Annotated in this window: 14 protein-coding genes; 11 read left to right on the top strand and 3 right to left on the bottom strand. The window is 58.2% G+C overall.

Annotated features, from left to right (window positions below; translation table 11 throughout):
• Nucleotides 1-53: 53 nt before the first annotated feature.
• A complete protein-coding gene (locus AC4P1R_RS24565; RefSeq protein ID WP_151613067.1) occupies nt 54-1,073 on the bottom strand; it encodes a LacI family DNA-binding transcriptional regulator in 1,020 nt (339 codons plus the stop codon).
• A gap of 167 nt (nt 1,074-1,240) precedes the next feature.
• On the opposite strand from AC4P1R_RS24565, the gene AC4P1R_RS24560 reads away from it, so the two are divergent.
• The 6 genes from AC4P1R_RS24560 (at nt 1,241) to AC4P1R_RS24535 (ending at nt 8,790) form a co-directional block, all read left to right on the top strand.
• Nucleotides 1,241-2,500, top strand: a complete 1,260-nt coding sequence (locus AC4P1R_RS24560; protein WP_492178137.1) for an ABC transporter substrate-binding protein — start codon at nt 1,241-1,243, stop codon at nt 2,498-2,500.
• A gap of 65 nt (nt 2,501-2,565) precedes the next feature.
• Nucleotides 2,566-3,447 (top strand): carbohydrate ABC transporter permease, encoded by an 882-nt coding sequence (locus tag AC4P1R_RS24555; RefSeq protein ID WP_492178136.1) that lies wholly within the window; start codon nt 2,566-2,568, stop codon nt 3,445-3,447.
• Nucleotides 3,440-4,276 (top strand): carbohydrate ABC transporter permease, encoded by an 837-nt coding sequence (locus tag AC4P1R_RS24550; RefSeq protein ID WP_151613064.1) that lies wholly within the window; start codon nt 3,440-3,442, stop codon nt 4,274-4,276. The genes AC4P1R_RS24555 and AC4P1R_RS24550 overlap by 8 nt, the downstream gene beginning before the upstream one ends.
• A 13-nt stretch (nt 4,277-4,289) precedes the next feature.
• Complete coding sequence (locus AC4P1R_RS24545; protein WP_151613063.1) at nt 4,290-5,432, top strand: ABC transporter ATP-binding protein; 1,143 nt, start codon at nt 4,290-4,292, stop codon at nt 5,430-5,432.
• 199 nt (nt 5,433-5,631) lie between these two features.
• Nucleotides 5,632-7,005, top strand: coding sequence for a NosD domain-containing protein (locus AC4P1R_RS24540; protein WP_492178848.1), 1,374 nt, complete (start codon nt 5,632-5,634; stop codon nt 7,003-7,005).
• Nucleotides 7,006-7,062: 57 nt separating this feature from the next.
• Complete coding sequence (locus AC4P1R_RS24535; protein WP_492178135.1) at nt 7,063-8,790, top strand: GH32 C-terminal domain-containing protein; 1,728 nt, start codon at nt 7,063-7,065, stop codon at nt 8,788-8,790.
• Nucleotides 8,791-8,897: 107 nt separating this feature from the next.
• Here AC4P1R_RS24535 and AC4P1R_RS24530 read toward each other — a convergent pair whose 3' ends face one another.
• The gene (locus AC4P1R_RS24530) at nt 8,898-9,983 is read right to left on the bottom strand and encodes a patatin-like phospholipase family protein (protein ID WP_151613060.1); all 1,086 of its coding nucleotides are present in this window, start codon (nt 9,981-9,983) and stop codon (nt 8,898-8,900) included.
• 17 nt (nt 9,984-10,000) lie between these two features.
• Entirely contained in the window at nt 10,001-10,828 is an 828-nt protein-coding gene (locus AC4P1R_RS24525) for a 3-hydroxybutyrate dehydrogenase (RefSeq protein ID WP_492178134.1), read from the bottom strand.
• A 271-nt stretch (nt 10,829-11,099) separates the two neighbouring features.
• Here AC4P1R_RS24525 and AC4P1R_RS24520 point away from each other — a divergent pair, with 271 nt between their 5' ends.
• The 5 genes from AC4P1R_RS24520 (at nt 11,100) to ugpB (ending at nt 16,387) form a co-directional block, all read left to right on the top strand.
• Entirely contained in the window at nt 11,100-12,011 is a 912-nt protein-coding gene (locus AC4P1R_RS24520) for a LysR family transcriptional regulator (protein ID WP_151613058.1), read from the top strand.
• A gap of 176 nt (nt 12,012-12,187) precedes the next feature.
• Nucleotides 12,188-12,679, top strand: coding sequence for a cupin domain-containing protein (locus AC4P1R_RS24515; protein WP_151613057.1), 492 nt, complete (start codon nt 12,188-12,190; stop codon nt 12,677-12,679).
• Nucleotides 12,680-12,946: 267 nt separating this feature from the next.
• Nucleotides 12,947-14,221, top strand: coding sequence for an MFS transporter (locus AC4P1R_RS24510; protein ID WP_492178133.1), 1,275 nt, complete (start codon nt 12,947-12,949; stop codon nt 14,219-14,221).
• Nucleotides 14,222-14,330: 109 nt separating this feature from the next.
• The gene (locus AC4P1R_RS24505) at nt 14,331-14,813 is read left to right on the top strand and encodes a DUF302 domain-containing protein (RefSeq protein WP_492178132.1); all 483 of its coding nucleotides are present in this window, start codon (nt 14,331-14,333) and stop codon (nt 14,811-14,813) included.
• Between the two features lie 266 nt (nt 14,814-15,079).
• Nucleotides 15,080-16,387 (top strand): sn-glycerol-3-phosphate ABC transporter substrate-binding protein UgpB, encoded by a 1,308-nt coding sequence (gene ugpB, locus AC4P1R_RS24500; protein ID WP_492178847.1) that lies wholly within the window; start codon nt 15,080-15,082, stop codon nt 16,385-16,387.
• The last annotated feature ends 2 nt before the right edge of the window (nt 16,388-16,389 follow it).

Raw genomic sequence — 16,389 nt, 5'->3', positions numbered from 1 at the left:
AGACCCGAATCTAGTCGTCTGGATTGATCGCGGGCGGCATCGCTCCATCAGTTTTACAGAGCACACACAGATGTACGCTCGACAAGTTTGCACGAGATGACACGACGACTCGCGCGCACCTTTTCTTCAGAAATGACGTTGTTCAACCAATCGGCACCCTGGAAACCGAGATCATAGTACGGCAATGCCGCGGTGGTCAGTTCGGGCTTCAGCGACAACGATACCGTTCTGAAATCGTCAAAGCCAACAATGCTGACGTCTTGCGGGATTCTCAGTCCCAACGTCAAAGCTGCAATATAGATCTGGATCGCCATTTCATCATTGCCGCTCATGATCGCGGTCGGACGATCCTTTTGCTGCAGTATTTCGGAGGCTGCCGCAAACACGTAATTCTCCTCCGCTCCGACCGGACCTTCCATTCCAAGACGAATGGAGAGGTCGCTCTCCGCAAGGCCGAATTCCTTTGCAGTGCGGCGGAAGGCATCGAGGCGCAGTTCTGCGCCGAGCAGAATCGGGTTGAGCCTGATGTAGCCTATCCTTCGATGTCCCCGTTCAAGCAAATATCGGGTGAGGTCCCGGGCGCCCTGGAAGTCGTCAGGCTCGATGGATGGCAAGAGTTCGCTCGTCTGCGGCCGGCAGTTGATCATTACTGTCGGTATGCTCACATCGCCGGCCTCGGGATCCACGACGCGATGGTACATCGTCACATAAAGCACCCCGTCGATACGGTGGGACTGGAACATCTTCCAGATTTCCGCCTCCCTTCCCGGTAACCCGCCGGAGTTTGCCATCAGGATGCTTTTTCCATGCGTATTGGCCCAATCCTGGATCCCGCGCACGATATCCACCGAATAGGGCGTCGTGGAAACATAGTCCGTGATGATCCCGAACGTGTTGGAGCGGCTTGAGCGTATTTGGCGCGCGGCCATGTTGGGAATGTAGCCGAGATCCCGAATGGCCTTTTCCACTCTTTCTCGCGTGTCCTCGGTCACATGCGGTTCGCCGTTGATTACACGGGACACGGTCTTGTTCGAGACCCCTGCCGCTTTAGCGACACTGACGATGCTGACCATATGGGAATCCTTCCATCCGAAAGCAGTTTTACACCAAGGGAATGACAACGTCGACAACTTTCATGACAACGTCGACAATCGGCGTTGACAACGTCGTCATGCGCCGATTATGGTGGCCTTCATCGGAGGCTGGAGTGAGAGCCTCACTGAAAGAGAGGAGGATCTCTATGAAGAATTTGCTTTCAGCCAGCGCGCTTGCGCTCATCTTCATGGCGGCGCCGGCGAATGCCGAAACCATCAATATCCTGGTCGAAGGCGGCGGCGAGATGCTGCAGAAGGCCGTAGCCGATAAGTTCACCGCCGAGACCGGCATTGAGGTGAAGTTCACGGTCGTCCCCTACCAGGGCGTATTTGACAAGTTCTCGGCCGAGATCGCCTCCGGTTCATCGGCGTTCGATGTTGTTACGATCGATGTTGTCTGGAATGCCAAATTCGCGGGCCATGTCGAGGATCTCTCACCCCTTTTCACCGACGCGGTTCGCAAGGATCTGCCACCAGCTTTGCTCGCCGACGCCGAGGTTGGAGGCAAAATGATCGGAATGCCCGCTTGGGCGAATGCGGAGATCGTTTTTTTTCGCAAGGACCTCTTTGAAAAACCGGAGGAGCAGAAGGCGTTCCAGGACAAGTATGGCTATCCCCTTGCTCCGCCGAAGACCTGGCAACAATGGCGCGACATGGCAAAGTTCTTCACCCGCGACACGGACGGCGACGGCAAAACCGACTTCTGGGGCACTGACACCATCGGCACCTTTTCCGAAGAGTGGATGGCGCATGTGCTTCAGGCGGGTTCACCCGGTGTGATCCTCGACAAGGATGGCAAAGTCATCATCGACAACGAAGCGCACAAGAAGGCGCTCGAATTCTACATCGCCCCGCGCTGCACCGATCAATCGGTGCCGGCGAATGTGAATGAGATCGGTTGGGGAGAGGCTCAGAACCTGTTCTATCAGGGCAAGACAGCCATGATGAAATTCTGGGCCCACGCCTACAAGATGACGCCTGCGGATTCCAAGGTCAGCGGCAAGGTCGGCGTTGCACCGATGCTGGCGGGCGATGCCGGAATCGCCGCCATTCCGGGGCCCTGGTACAATGTTGTTCCTTCGACGTCGCAGCACAAGGACGCAGCCAAGAAATTCATAGCCTTCGCGATCGCCAACAATGCATTGGGCATCGAAGCGCCACTCGGCCTCGCCGCGACGAACTCCGCCTATCGCAGCTATTCCGGCAAGCCGGGATATGAGCATTTCACGCCGCTGCTCGAGACGTTGAGTGCGCCGGCGACCCAAGGGCGGCCGATGAACGAAAAATATCAGGAAATCGTCGATGAAGCTGTCCTTCCCGCCGTGCAACAGGCCCTGACCTGTAAGGCGGATGTCGGCGAGGTGCTGACGGATGCCAAGGAAACGATCGAGGACATCCTCAACTAACTCTATATCCGCATCGCCGGCGGAGGAGAAAATCCTCCGCCTATCATCAGCTTTCGGAGACAGCCATGTCGGGTGAAGACCGATTTGTGCTCTGCATGCTTGCGCCGGCGTTCGCCATCCTGGGGTTGCTGGTCGCATACCCGGTGGGGCTCCTGGTGTTTGATTCCTTTTTCAAGGTCGACACCATCACCCCCCACATAAGGGAGTGGGTCGGGCTCAAGAACTATATCGACGCGCTAACCTCCAAGCGCGTCGCCGAAAGCGCATTGAGAACGATTCAATATTCGGTCTTTGCCCTGTTCTTCGAGTTTGCCTTCGGGTTTTGCGCCGCTCTCTTGTTTTCGGCACTTCCTGGCCGATCGCGCTGGCATCGCACGGTCTTCACCCTGCCGCTGATGGTGCCGCCGATCGTCGCCGGCCTGCTGTGGCGCTTCCTGCTCGTCGGCAACATTGGCATTCTCAATTATGGGCTCGTTCATCTTGGCATTATCACAGACCCCGATGCGATCGCCTGGCTGTCCGACGAGGACATCGTCATCTATTCCGTTTCCTTCGCCGATATCTGGCTGACGACCTCCTTTGTCGCGCTCGTGTCCTACGCCGGATTGACGAACATTCCGAAAGACTTGCTCGAAGCTGCCCGGATCGATGGCGCGAATGCGTTCAATCGGTTTTGGCACGTCACCTTGCCTCTGATGCGTCCGGTTATCGCCGTCATTGTCATCGTCCGCGCTGTAGATGCGGCCAAGACCTTCGACCTCATCTGGATACAGACGCAAGGGGGCCCCAATCACGCATCGGAGGTGTTCTCGATGAACATCTATCAGCGCATGGTTCGGTTCGGCGATCTTGGCGAGGCTTCGGCATCCGGGGCCCTGTTCCTGATCGTCATGATGCTTCTCGCTGCAGCCGCATATTGGAAGATATGGAGGCCGGCTCATGCGTAGGGCACGCCGCTTCAATATCAATGGCATCCTGGTCAACGCGGCAGCCCTCGTGCTCGTTCTGTCCTATGCGCTGCCATACGTCTACCTGCTCATGACCTCGATCAAGCCGGCGGCGGATGTCCAGCAGATTCCGCCGAGCTTCCTGCCTGCCGTGGTCTCGCTCGAAAACTTTCGCGAAGTGCTGCAATCGTCGGCTCTGCCGAAGGCGTTCGCAAGCTCGCTCACGGTGGCGGTGCTCACAACCGTACTGTCGCTGGCGGTGGCAGTCCCCGCAGCCTACGTCGCAACGCAGTACCGGCGTAGGATCACCACCCTGTTCCTGCTGTTTGCGCTGGTCACGCGCATGGTGCCGTCGGTGTCCCTCGGTGTGCCACTGTTTCAGCTACTAAAGTCTCTGGGACTGCTCGATACGATTCCGGGTCTGGTTCTCGCCCACACCTCGGCTGCCGTCCCGCTGGCGTTGTTGCTCATGTCCGCCTTCTTCGAAGGCGTGCCGAAGGAACTCGAAGAAGCAGCACGCATGGATGGCTGCACACGTTTCCAGGCATTCCGGAAGATTGTCCTTCCGGTCATGATCGGTGGGATCGCAGTGACTGCGCTCTTCACCTTCATCACGAGTTGGAACGAGTTCCTCTACGCGTTGCTGCTGACTTCGGAGGCTACGAAAACGGCTCCGATCGTCATCGCCGAATATAACTCGGTCTACGGGCTTGCCTGGGGAGCGATGACCGCAGCCGCGGTGCTCTATTCGCTTCCCGTAATCGTCGTAACGCTCGCACTTCAAAAACAGATCGTCGGCGGCCTGACATTCGGCGCTGTAAAGGGATGAGGGAGGCAGAAGCATGTCCGCCATAGAGCTGTGCAATATCAACAAGGTCTACGGAAACAGCTTTCACGCTCTGCACGATCTGAGCTTCGACATCAGGGATGGCGAGTTCATGGTTTTCGTCGGTCCGTCAGGATGTGGAAAGTCAACGGCGCTCAGGATGATCGCTGGCCTGGAGAGCATTACTAGCGGTGAACTCAGGATTGGTGGCAGGTTAGTTAACGATGTCGATCCCAAGGATCGCGACATCGCCATGGTGTTCCAGTCCTATGCGCTTTATCCCCACAAGACAGTGCGCGAAAATATCGCCTTTCCCCTGCAGATGGCCGGGCTGCCGAAGGCCGAAGTCGCGAGCCGCGTAGACGAAGCCGCACGCACCCTTGAATTGACGACTTTGCTCGACCGTAGGCCGGCACTCCTTTCAGGAGGTCAGCGACAGCGTGTCGCCATGGGACGAGCGATCGTCCGCAAACCGGCGGCCTTCCTCATGGATGAACCGTTGTCGAACCTGGATGCCAAGCTGCGCGTGCAGATGCGCGCCGAGATCGCCAGCCTCCAAAGAAAACTGAATGTCACCACGGTTTACGTGACACACGACCAGGTCGAGGCGATGACGATGGGCGACCGCGTAGCTGTCATGAAAGGCGGCGTGCTGCAGCAAGTCGATACACCGCAAAACCTGTACAAACGCCCTGGCAATGTATTTGTCGCCGCCTTTATCGGATCCCCCTCGATGAACTTGTACGAGGCCGTTCTGAATGGAAGGACCCTCACGCTGGGCAGCAACAGTTTCGAAGTCCCTGAGCGGGTCTTCGAATATCGCCCCTCTCTCAACGGTGCGTCTAACCGTCAGGTCATTGTCGGAGTCCGGCCCGAGCACATGAACGACGCGGCAATCCGCCCTTCTTCGGCCGAGATCTCGGCCCCAGTCACTCTTGTTGAGGCGTTAGGCTCTGAATCCATGGTGCATCTGAATATCGGCGCACCTTGGGTGGATGCTGGCGACTCGGACGCCGTCGCCGATATTGGCGACGAAAGAGCTGCTGTAGCCCGTTTTTCTCCGAAGAGCACAGTACGCGCAGGTGACATCGCGCGCGTCGCTGTCGATGCCGAAGAACTTCACTTCTTTGAACCGGTCACCCGCACCAGCATCTGGTGATGGAATAGCCGGGAGAAAACAAGAGTGACGAGCCCTGTGTCGCCACCCATCGCCTGTGGCTCCTTCGGGTCTCCAGCTAGGAAACCCAGTGGGAGAGCTGGTTGAACGCGTTACCCGGTCAGTTTGCAAGTAACAAGCCGATCAAGAACATCAGTCTACTACCGCTCTGGAGTAAGAAATGTCCGAGAAGACATTAACAATACTTAGCGAAAACTGTTACGACGTGACAAAGTATCCGGTGGGTAATCCCTATGAGGATATTGGAGCGGTCATCAATAGCATCATTGCGGATATTAAAAGCAGGCAAACTGTTTCCGATCAAAATGACGGCGGGAAACCTGGAGCAGTAATCTATGTACCGCCGGGCGATTACCGTCTTGCCACTCAAGTCGTTATAGACGTGAGCTATCTGAAAATTGTGGGCTCCGGACACGGTTTTACGTCTTCGAGCATCCGTTTCAACACACCCGCACACGAGGCGGCACGCTGGCACGAAGTGTGGCCGGGCGGAAGTCGCATGCTTGTGGACATTTCTCCAGATGCCGCCGACGGTGAGGCTGCCGGAGCTGCATTTTATGTCAAGCGAACTGGGAATCCTCGCATAAGCTCTGTGGAGTTTGCCGACTTTTGCATCGATGGCTTGCACTTCATTAGTGATGGTTCGGAGCAAAATGATCCGGAAAATACATACAAGAATGGCAAAACGGGAATATATGTAGGTAGCGCCAATGACTCATTCCGAATAACGGGAATGGGTCTCATCTATCTGGAGCATGGAGTTATTGTTTATGATGCAGATGCGCTGGCGATAGACAACAACTTCATTGCCGAGTGCGGGAACTGTATCGAACTGAAAGGTATGGGGCAGGCCTCAAGAATTGCGAATAATTTTGTCGGAGCCGGATATAGAGGGCATTCCATTTATGCCGAAAATTACGGAGGCATTCTAGTATCCTCAAACAACGTATTCCCTCGAGGTGCCAGCAGTGTCTATTTTTCCGGCGTGGTGCGTTCCTCGCTCACAGGAAATAGATTCCATTCGTTTTATCCCGGAATGTTGGTTTTTGCTGCCAACTGTTGCGAAAATTTGGTTTCCTCAAATCACTTTTTGCGAGATCGCGAGCCGTGGGCACCGATGCAGAAGTACGATAACGGCTTGGATGATCTGTTCGGACTTTTGCAAATCGACGGCAGCAACAATTCGATAATTGCGAACCACATCTCGGAAACAATAGATACCGAATATGTCAAGCCTGCCGGCGTAAAGCCGGTGATAATCAACGTTGTCTCCGGTATCGGCAATTACATAGCCAATAATCATATCGTGGCCACAACCGAAATATCGCACACCAATGATGCACCAAACAGTGCCTGTTTTTCAACACAAGTGGGAGCGTTGCTTTCAATTAGCAATTTGAAGGAGCTTGAAGTAACGTCTGTACTAGTTCAAAAAGGGTCTGTACGTAATATAGTCCTAGATTCAGGGAATGACGAACAGGTTGAGATGGACAAAACAAAGAATGCATTTAGGGGCACCCCAGTTCCCGGGAAAAATGGGGAACTTTCAATATAAATCAAACGCTGACTCTCGAAATTCAGTGTCGGAAAGAATCATCAATAAGGCCATCGAATGAAGAACAGGGCGCAATTGGATGCTGAGCGCGGCGTGCGGTTCGAGATCTGGGCTCGGAAGAAGCCTGGAAAATCAGCTCCGGAGGATGACGCCGATGCCTTCGTTCTGCGTGCCGGCGATCGGGTCGTTTACCGGATCGCGCGGCTGCCGCCCTATTTTCAATTCTATTCCTATACTCATTATGCGGCCGGTCCGCTCACGCTAGAATGGGACCATGGCGCCATTGAAATTCCACTGCTTTACAGCTTCAACCCGGACGACGTTGCTGAGAAAGGCGTGACTTTCTTGGAGTTGCGCGATGGCCGCGTCATCGCTCGACCGAGGACATCCTGGCCGGAGTGGTACGAGAGCGATGCAAATCGCCCGCAGCTCAGATTCTCGCCGTTTCAGGCCTGGATGAACGATCCGAACGGGCTGTGTTTCGTCGACGGCCGCTATCACCTCTTTTACCAGTTCCACCCCGTTGAATCCGAATGGGGACCCATGCACTGGGGCCATGCCGTCAGCGATGATCTCTACCGTTGGATCCATCTGCCGATCTTCCTGCATCCGGAACAGAATCTTTGGTCGCTAGGCGCCACCGGCGGCGCCTTCTCGGGAAGTGCCTTCGTTGGCCCCGAGGGCAAGCTCAGCTTCTACTACACAGAACGACTGCCGGCCTACGACCTGTTCAAGGACTACAAGGAGGTGCAGAAGCGAGTGCTGCCATCGGCCGATCTCCTGCGTCCGGATGCCGATAAGTTGGTGCTTGTCAACGGTCCCGATGGTAGTGCCCACGACTTCCGTGACCCCAAGGTGTGGTACGATGCGGCCCGCGGCACATTTCGGATGGTCCTCGGCGCGGCGATCGACGGTGATCCGGCCGTCCTGCTCTATGGGTCCGAGGACGGCGAGGACTGGAAATTCTTGTCCGTCCTCTATCGCGCTCCCGAGCATTTTCGCCGGCACGGCGCACGCTGCGTGGAGTGCCCGGATTTTTTCGAGCTCGATTGTCATCATGTGCTGGTGATCGGCTTTGTAGGATACACTGAGCCGGAAACCGGCCGTCATAACCTGCTTTACGCACAGGTCGGCACGTTCGAGGGCGACCGCTTCATGCCCGCGACTCCCACTTTGCAGGAGTTGGATTTCGGCACGGATTTTTACGCGATGCAGAGCTTCCTGGCAAAGGACCGCCAGATCGCTTTTGCCTGGCTCTTCAATTGGGAATTCCGCAAGCCAGGAGGTTCGCCGTATAGCGGGGAGCTGTCGCTCCCGCGCGTGCTCGGCCTCGACGCCCAACGCAATTTGACAATGATGCCGGAGAAGGGTTGCCAGCGCCTGCGCGCCCGCACTCTTCCCCAGTCTGCACCTTTTCAATTCGCATGCGAACCGGGGCGTCCCATCGAGTTGTCTTTGGCAGGCGATCTGGATGGAGTTCAGATCATCGCGCGGGGCAGCGACGGGGAGAGCTTTAGGTTGGCTCACAGCGCCCGCCGGCTTGAGCTGGCCGTGGCGGAGGATAATGGTGACATCGAGTACCGCTCAGCGCCGCTGACGCTCGAACGGTTGACGTTGTTCTTCGATCGCGGCGTCGTCGAGGTCTTCGCCAATGGGGGCGCGGTCTGCGGGACGCGCCGTACCTATAAGATCACAGACCTGACCTCGCTTGAAGTGAAGTCCACCGACGGGGGCCGTATCGAAACGTATGAGGCATGGAGCTATGATTCCGCTTGGAGCAACTAGCTTTAGCTTAAGTTAGAGCATGATCCGACCGGAGTGAAACGAGGATCGATAAGATCATGCCTCAAGCGTTAGAGCGCCGATCTGATCCAGTCAGATCGAAACGCGCTCTAGAGATAGCGCGTGCTGATGTCGACGCTGGAGCGATTGCCGATCGCGTCATAGTTTTCCTCGAGCCACGCCTCGGCGCATTCTCGGCCGCGGTCGCGCAGGTCGACGAGGGCGCCCCATTCGGCATTGAGCTTGCTCGAGACGCTTAAGTTTCTCATCGTCTCGTCGTCGGAAATGCCGTGCACGAAGATGCGCTTCAGATCGAGGCCATCGCCGGCCTTGGAATCGATCAGTTGCGTCACGAAGGCAATCGCCCGCATCTCGCGGAGCAGCGAGGAGTTGAAGCTGATTTCGTTGATCCTGTTGAGGATCTCCCCTGCCGTTCGCGGCAGTTCCGTTCGCTCCAGGGGATTGATATGGACCACCAGCACGTCCGGCGTGTCGCAGCTATAGATCAACGGAAAGATCGCGGGATTCCCCATATAGCCGCCGTCCCAATAGGCCTCGCCGTCGATCTCGACGGCCTGGAACAGGAAGGGCAGACAGGCTGATGCCATGACGGCATCGATCGAAATCTCGTCATTCGAAAACACCTTGACCTTGCCGGTACGCACATTGGTTGCGCAGATATTGAGCTTGACCGGACAACGCGCCATGCGGATCGCATCGAGCTCGATGGACTGCTCAAGCACCCGACGCAGCGGATTGTAGTTCAACGGATTGAACTGGTAGGGCGACAGCAGTCGCGTCACCATGTCGAAGATGACGAAGGCTGGCGAGTGCTCCAATGATTTCGAGCCCGTCATGCGATCGAGAAAGCTCGGCTGAAGCGGGCTGAAGGCGGCCGCATGGCTGATACGGCGCCAGAAATTGGCAAGCGCCTTCTGCGCGCCGCTGCGCCCTCCCTCTGCCAGCCCATAGGCAAGGACCGCGGCATTCATGGCTCCGGCGCTCGTTGCGACGACGCCTTCGAAGGAAAGGCTCGGCTCGTCGAGCAGCCGGTCGAGCACGCCCCAGGTGAAAGCGCCGTGCGCGCCACCTCCCTGCAGCGCCAGATTGAGGGTTCGCGGCGGTCGCGCCGCAACCCTGGAGGATATCTCCTCGTCCTGAACTACGGGCATGTTCATGGTGGCGTGCTTGTTCATCGCTCTCTTCCTCTCGCTCAGTGGGCCGTCCAGCCACCGTCGACCGGGATGGCAGTCCCGGTAATCGACGCGGCTGCGCTGCTGCAGAGAAAGACGCTGAGCGCGCCCATCTCCTCGACCGTTGCGAAGCGCTTCGTGGGCTGGTTCTTCAAGAACACGTCGCGGATGACCGCATCGCGAGCGATGCCATGCGATTTTGCCTGGTCTTCGATCTGTTGTTCGACGAGCGGCGTCCAGACATAACCGGGACAGATCGCATTGGCGGTAATACCGAATTCCGCGCCCTCGAGAGCCACCACCTTGGTGAATCCGACGAGGCCGTGCTTGGCAGCAACATAAGCCGATTTGAAGGGCGAGGCGACGAGGCCGTGGGCCGAGGCGACGTTGATGATGCGCCCGAAACCACGGGCGCGCATCTCGCCATAGGTCGCCTGGACGAGATGGAAGGCGGCGGACAGATTGATCGAGAGGATCGCGTCCCACTTCCCCGCCGGGAATTCGGCAATCGGTGCGACGTGCTGGATGCCGGCATTGTTTACAACGATATCCACCTGCCCGAAGCGGGCGCTGGCGCGCTCGACCATCATCCGGATTGCCGCGGAGCTCGACATGTCGGCGCTGTCATAGGCAATGTCGACATCGTTTTCCTCCGCCATTTCGGCCCGCTGCCGTTCGATCTCGGCCGGGTCGCCGAAGCCATTGAGCATCACCGCCGCGCCCGCCTTGGCAAGCGCCTGAGCGATGCCAAGACCAATGCCGCTGGTGGAACCGGTGACGATGGCGCTGCGGCCCTCGAGCGCTCTGCGCCCGAGCATCGAGTCGGTTTCTGCGGTACTTTTCAGCATGTCCACGTCTCCTCACATTTGGGCCGAAGGGCCTTTTTCCGGGGAAGAGAATGGCGCTCTATTCATTTCAACTGAAATGCCACTGTGCTATGAATTCGATAGGTGAATTGCATTGGCGAAGGCGGCGCGCACAAAGGAAATTCATCGCCTCGACTGCGGCGCTTCGCATTAATCGAGACTCAAGGGCGGATCGCCACAGTATCTGAAATCATACATTTTGGACCGGATCCGATCCGAAGAACATGCCAAAAAGGCTTTTCGGGGGGCAGGTATGGACATTCACCACGTTCGTTATTTCCTGGCGGTATGCGATACCCGCAACTTCACGCGCGCGGCGGAGAAATGCAATGTCACCCAGCCGGCCTTGAGCCGCGCCATTCAGCAACTCGAGGACGAGGTCGGCGGCCTTTTGTTCCGACGCGAGCGCAACCTTACCCATCTGACCGATCTTGGAAACCTGCTGAGGCCGCGCTTCCAGTCGATTCTGGACGAATTGTCCGGCGTCCGGCAGGAGGCTACGCGTTTTCTCTGTCTCGAAGATGCACATGTCAAAGTCGGAATCATGTGCACGATCGGGCCGCGCCGCTTTACCGGCCTGCTCACCGACTTCAACATGCGCCACCGCGGCATTCAGCTTCAGCTTGTGGAAGGCGTGCCCGCCCGGCTGTCGGAACTGCTCGAGTCCGGTGAAATCGACGTCGCCATCATGGCAAGCAGCGACCGCTTCCCCGAACGTTTCGACGTGACGCCGCTTTTCCGCGAGAGATTCATGCTGGCGTTTCCCCCCGGCCATCGCCTTTGCCAGTACGATGCCATACCAATTACGGCTATAGACGGCGAAATCTATCTCCGGCGTGTGAATTGCGAATACTGGGATTATCTTACCGATCTTTGCGAGTCCGTTGGTGTCAAGACGCGGATATCCTATTCGAGCGAGCGGGAGGACTGGATCCAGAATATGGTAGCCGGTGGCCTGGGCATCTGCTTCATCCCCGAATACAGTGCGGTCATTCCAGGGCTGCAGGTGCGACCGGTTACCGATCCCGAAGTGACGCGCGATGTGTGTCTCGTGACTGTTGCCGGTCGGCGGTTTTCGCCGGCCGTCGCGACCTTCGTCGGATCGGTGAAGTCCTATGGCTGGGCCGCCCCGCACTCCGGGATCGATATGCGGCGTATCGCCTGATCCTACCGGAACACGATCAGTTCTTCGGCCGCAAAAGCGGCTGCGCGCCCTCTCTTCTGCGATAGCCCTGGGCTATGGAATTCAAAAACAGGCGGCATTTCTTTGTCGGCGAAATCTCCCGCACTCTTCTCGTGCCGCCGGAATATCTCCGGCGATCCCACAAAGGAGAATCCGACATGACCTTGAAGTTCACCGCAGGCCGCCTGACCCTCCTTGCTGTAACGCTTGGCCTTTTCGCCCCGACCTTCACCACAATGCCAGCCTTCGCCGGGGATTGCCCGGCCGACCAGGTCGCGACCGATGCCATGGCTCCGGGTGCAACCGCACCGGAAGGCGTCACCGACGACGTCCTCGCCTCGATCGACCTTTCGCCAAAGGGCGGTGATTGGAAGGGCAGCACCTTGCGTCTGCGCAAGCTCGTCGTCCAGCCGGGCGGCGTGGTGCCATGGCATTCGCATGAGGCACGTCCAGCCAACATTCTGATCGTCGAGGGCTCGATCACCGAATATCGCAGCAGCTGCAAGGTCCCGATCGAACACAAGGCTGGCGAAACAACTGCCGAGTTCGGCGAACTTGCCCATTGGTGGAAGAACAACGGCTCGAAGCCGGCCCTCCTTTACTCGGCCGACATCCTCCCGCCAATGCAGGACGACGACCACACCATGTGAGCCGCAGCCGGATCACGATGATTTCAGGATGAGCTGAAACATACACGTGATCGGTTTTGAGGGCGTTAGTTCGGGATGCGGGCGGGGACTGCGCACACTTCTCTTCGTCCGCCGTTCTCGGCCCGAGATTGGAACCGATGCGCCAAGTCAAAGACCTACAGCGATCTTTGCGCGTCTTAAAAGACGCGGCGCTGTAGGTCGCAACGCACCCACCCAGGACGTTTCCGGCCGCTGGCGGGAAGCGTCCGTTTCCAAGGAGCATAGGTGATGGAGAAGCTCGATCGCGTCTCGCTGCCGACATCCGAGTCCGTCTTGGCAAGCCCGGCGGCCGACCGCTGGCATTTCGGCATAATTGCCCTCATCGCATTCCTGACCCTCGTCGACCTCTTCGCCGCCCAGGCGATCCTGCCGTCACTGCAACGCGAATTCGATGTGAGCCGGGCCACCATGGGCTTCGCGGTCAATGCCAGCACCTTCGGCATGGCGCTCGCCAGTCTTGTGGTCGGCGTGTTCGGGCGCAACGTGGATCGGCGAAACGGAATCTGGGTCAGTCTCGCACTGCTCGCAGTCCCGACCGCGCTGCTCTCGACGACCCGGGACATCGCGCTCTTTGCCGGCCTGCGGGTGGCGCAGGGCCTCTGCATGGCGACCGCCTTCACCCTCACCATGGCCTATCTTGCGGAGCGCTTCCCGGCGGAGCGGATAACGGGCGCGCTTGCGGCCTATGTCACCGGCAATGTCGCCAGCAACCTCTTTGGCCGCATTCTCTCGGCTGCGGTTGCCGATCTCGGCGGATTGTCGATCAACTTCCAGACCTTCGCGCTTCTCAACCTCGCCGGCGCGGCCCTCGTCTGGACCACATTGAAGCGGACGGAGCGGATGATGGCGGACCGGCGCGGACGGGGGATAAGCGGGAGCTGGCGCTCGGCACTCGACAACCGACGCCATCAGAGCGTGCTCGCCATCGGCTTCCTGATCCTTTTCGTGTTCATAGGGACATACACCTATGTCAACTTTCGTCTCGTCGAGCTCGGGCTTTCGCCGATGCAGCTCGGCCTCGTCTATTTCGTTTTCCTGCCGTCCCTGTTCACCACACCGCTTGGCGGTTTGATCGCGCGTCGGCTCGGCGCCGGAGCTGGCATCATTGTCACCCTCTTCCTCGCCGTCCTCGGACTCATCGCCCTCCTGAGTAGCGGCCTCGGCGTGGTGCTTGCAGGTCTTGCCTTGATCGCAATCGGCACCTTTCTCGCCCAGGCGCTTGCAACCAGCCAGGTCGGCCGCATCGCTGACACGGAGAAGGCAGCAGCCAGCGGGGCCTATCTCGCCTCCTATTACACCGGCGGTCTCCTCGGCAGCCTGCTGGTTGGGCAACTCTATGATCATCTTGGATGGAATGCCTGCGTGCTGGCGCTCATCGTCACCCTGGCGCTAGCCATGCTGTTTGCCTTGGCGCTGCGCACCGACCCGGTCGCCATAAGGTCCGATCATCGAAACGGACAAGAGACGGCATTATCAAAATCAGCCGGCCAACCGCATGTTTGAGATGCACCACCACTGCATGGCTTCGGACACAACATGCAGCAATTCAAATCGCTACAGCGACCCGGCACCAAAGAATGCGCGGTCTCGTGGCAACAAAGAGGAGCTTCTGATGATGAAGGTCAGCAATGCAATCCGATCGGCCGCCCTGATCGCTACCGCAATCGCGGCGTCGGCTCACTTCTCGACGGCTGATGCCGGAGACAGAGACGGAATCGTCACCGTTAAAAGTCGCTACACCGTGAGCGAGACGGTGAACCGGATCAAGCGCAGCGTCGAAGAAAAGGGCATCACCTTCTTCGGCGTCATCGACCAGGCGCGCCTCGGCAACGACGCCGGCAACAAGGTGCGGCCGTCGCGCCTTGTGTTGTTCGGCAATCCGGCGCTCGGCACGACGTTCATCACCGCCAATCCGCTCGCCGGCCTCGACTGGCCCGTGCGCGTTCTCGTCTATCAGGCGAAGGATGGCTCGGTCTATGCCGCCTATACGGACTTCGGCTGGATCGCAAAACGCCATAGCATCCAGAACAGGGGCCGGGAATTCGCCATGGCCACGCAGGTCATCGAAGCCGTCACCGATGGCGTGAGAAAGTAGCAACAGCAAGATCTGTCAGCGCTCGCCGGTTCCTTGCGGATTCGGCGAGCGCTACTGCGGCACAAGCTCGCCCGTTCCGCCGACCCATCCGCATCGACAAAATGGCAAGAAAGAGGCACTCGACAGGAGTGTTCGGGGCGCTATGTTTGACCAGCGGTGGTTTGGATACTTGACCACTTTAGAAGTAGGTCCGCCGCTCACGGGAGGAGCGGCAGGGTGTCGGCGCGTATCGCATCCATTCGGGTCCGGCCGCGTCCAGGGAGGAGATTTCCATGCGATTGATTTCCGTTTCCACGACTGTCGTTGCCATTTTCGGCGCCGTCACGTCGCAGGCCCAGGCTGCCACGGAGTTGCAGTGGTGGCATGCAATGACAGGCGCCAACAATGAAATGGTCGAAGAACTCGCCAAGGAGTTCAACGATAGCCAGAGCGACTACAAGGTCGTGCCAGTATTCAAAGGCAGTTATCCGGAGACGTTGAATGCAGGGATCGCGGCTTTCCGCGCGAAGCAGCCGCCGGCGATCATTCAGGTTTTCGATGCCGGCAGCGGCACGATGATGGCGGCCGAGGGCGCGATCGTGCCGGCCATGGAGGTACTTGAGAAAGGCGGCTACACCTTCGACAAGTCGCAGTATCTGCCTGGGATCGTCGCCTATTATTCCAAGCCGGACGGGACGATGCTGTCCTTCCCCTACAATTCGTCTTCGCCGATCCTTTATTACAACAAGGATGCGTTCCAGAAGGCGGGTCTCGATGTCGACAATCCGCCCAAGACCTGGCCGGAAGTGTTCGAGGCGGCAAAGAAGATCAAGGAGAGCGAGGCTGCGCCTTGCGGTCTGACCTCGACCTGGCTCACGTGGATCCAGACCGAGAATTTCGCCGCGTGGAACGACGTGCCCTACGGCACCAATGAAAACGGCCTCGCCGGCCTGGACGTCCAGCTCCAGATCAATGCACCCCTTTATGTGGAGCATTTTCAGGCTATCGCCGATCTCGCCAAGGACGGCGTGTTCCGCTATGGCGGGCGCACGTCGGAAGCCAAGCAGCTCTTCACCTCCGGTGAATGCGCCATCATGACGGAATCGTCAGGTGGCCTCGGCGATATCGTCAAGAGCGGCATCAACTACGGCATCGGCCAACTTCCCTATTACGAGGGACATGGCCCCCAGAACACGATCCCGGGCGGGGCAAGCCTCTGGGTCTTCGGGGGCAAGTCCGACGAGGAATACAAGGGCGTCGCCGAATTCTTCAACTTCCTCTCCCAGACGAATATTCAGGCCAAGCTACACCAGATCTCCGGCTACCTGCCGGTGACGATGGCGGCCTACGAAGAAACCAAGAAGTCGGACTTCTACGAGAAGAACCCGGGCCGGGAAACGCCGATCCTGCAGATGATGGGCAAGGCGCCGACCGAGAATTCGAAGGGCGTTCGCCTCGTCAACCTGCCGCAAGTGCGCGACATCCTCAATGAGGAGTTCGAGGCGATGCTGGCGGGACAGCAGGATGCCAAGACGACCCTCGACAAAGCCGTCGAGCGCGGCAACGCTGCCATCGCGGCAGCAATTAGCAACTGACT

The sequence above is a fragment of the Sinorhizobium sp. Y406 genome, from assembly GCF_058732025.1.
This window is presented reverse-complemented; position numbering and strand designations above follow the sequence as displayed.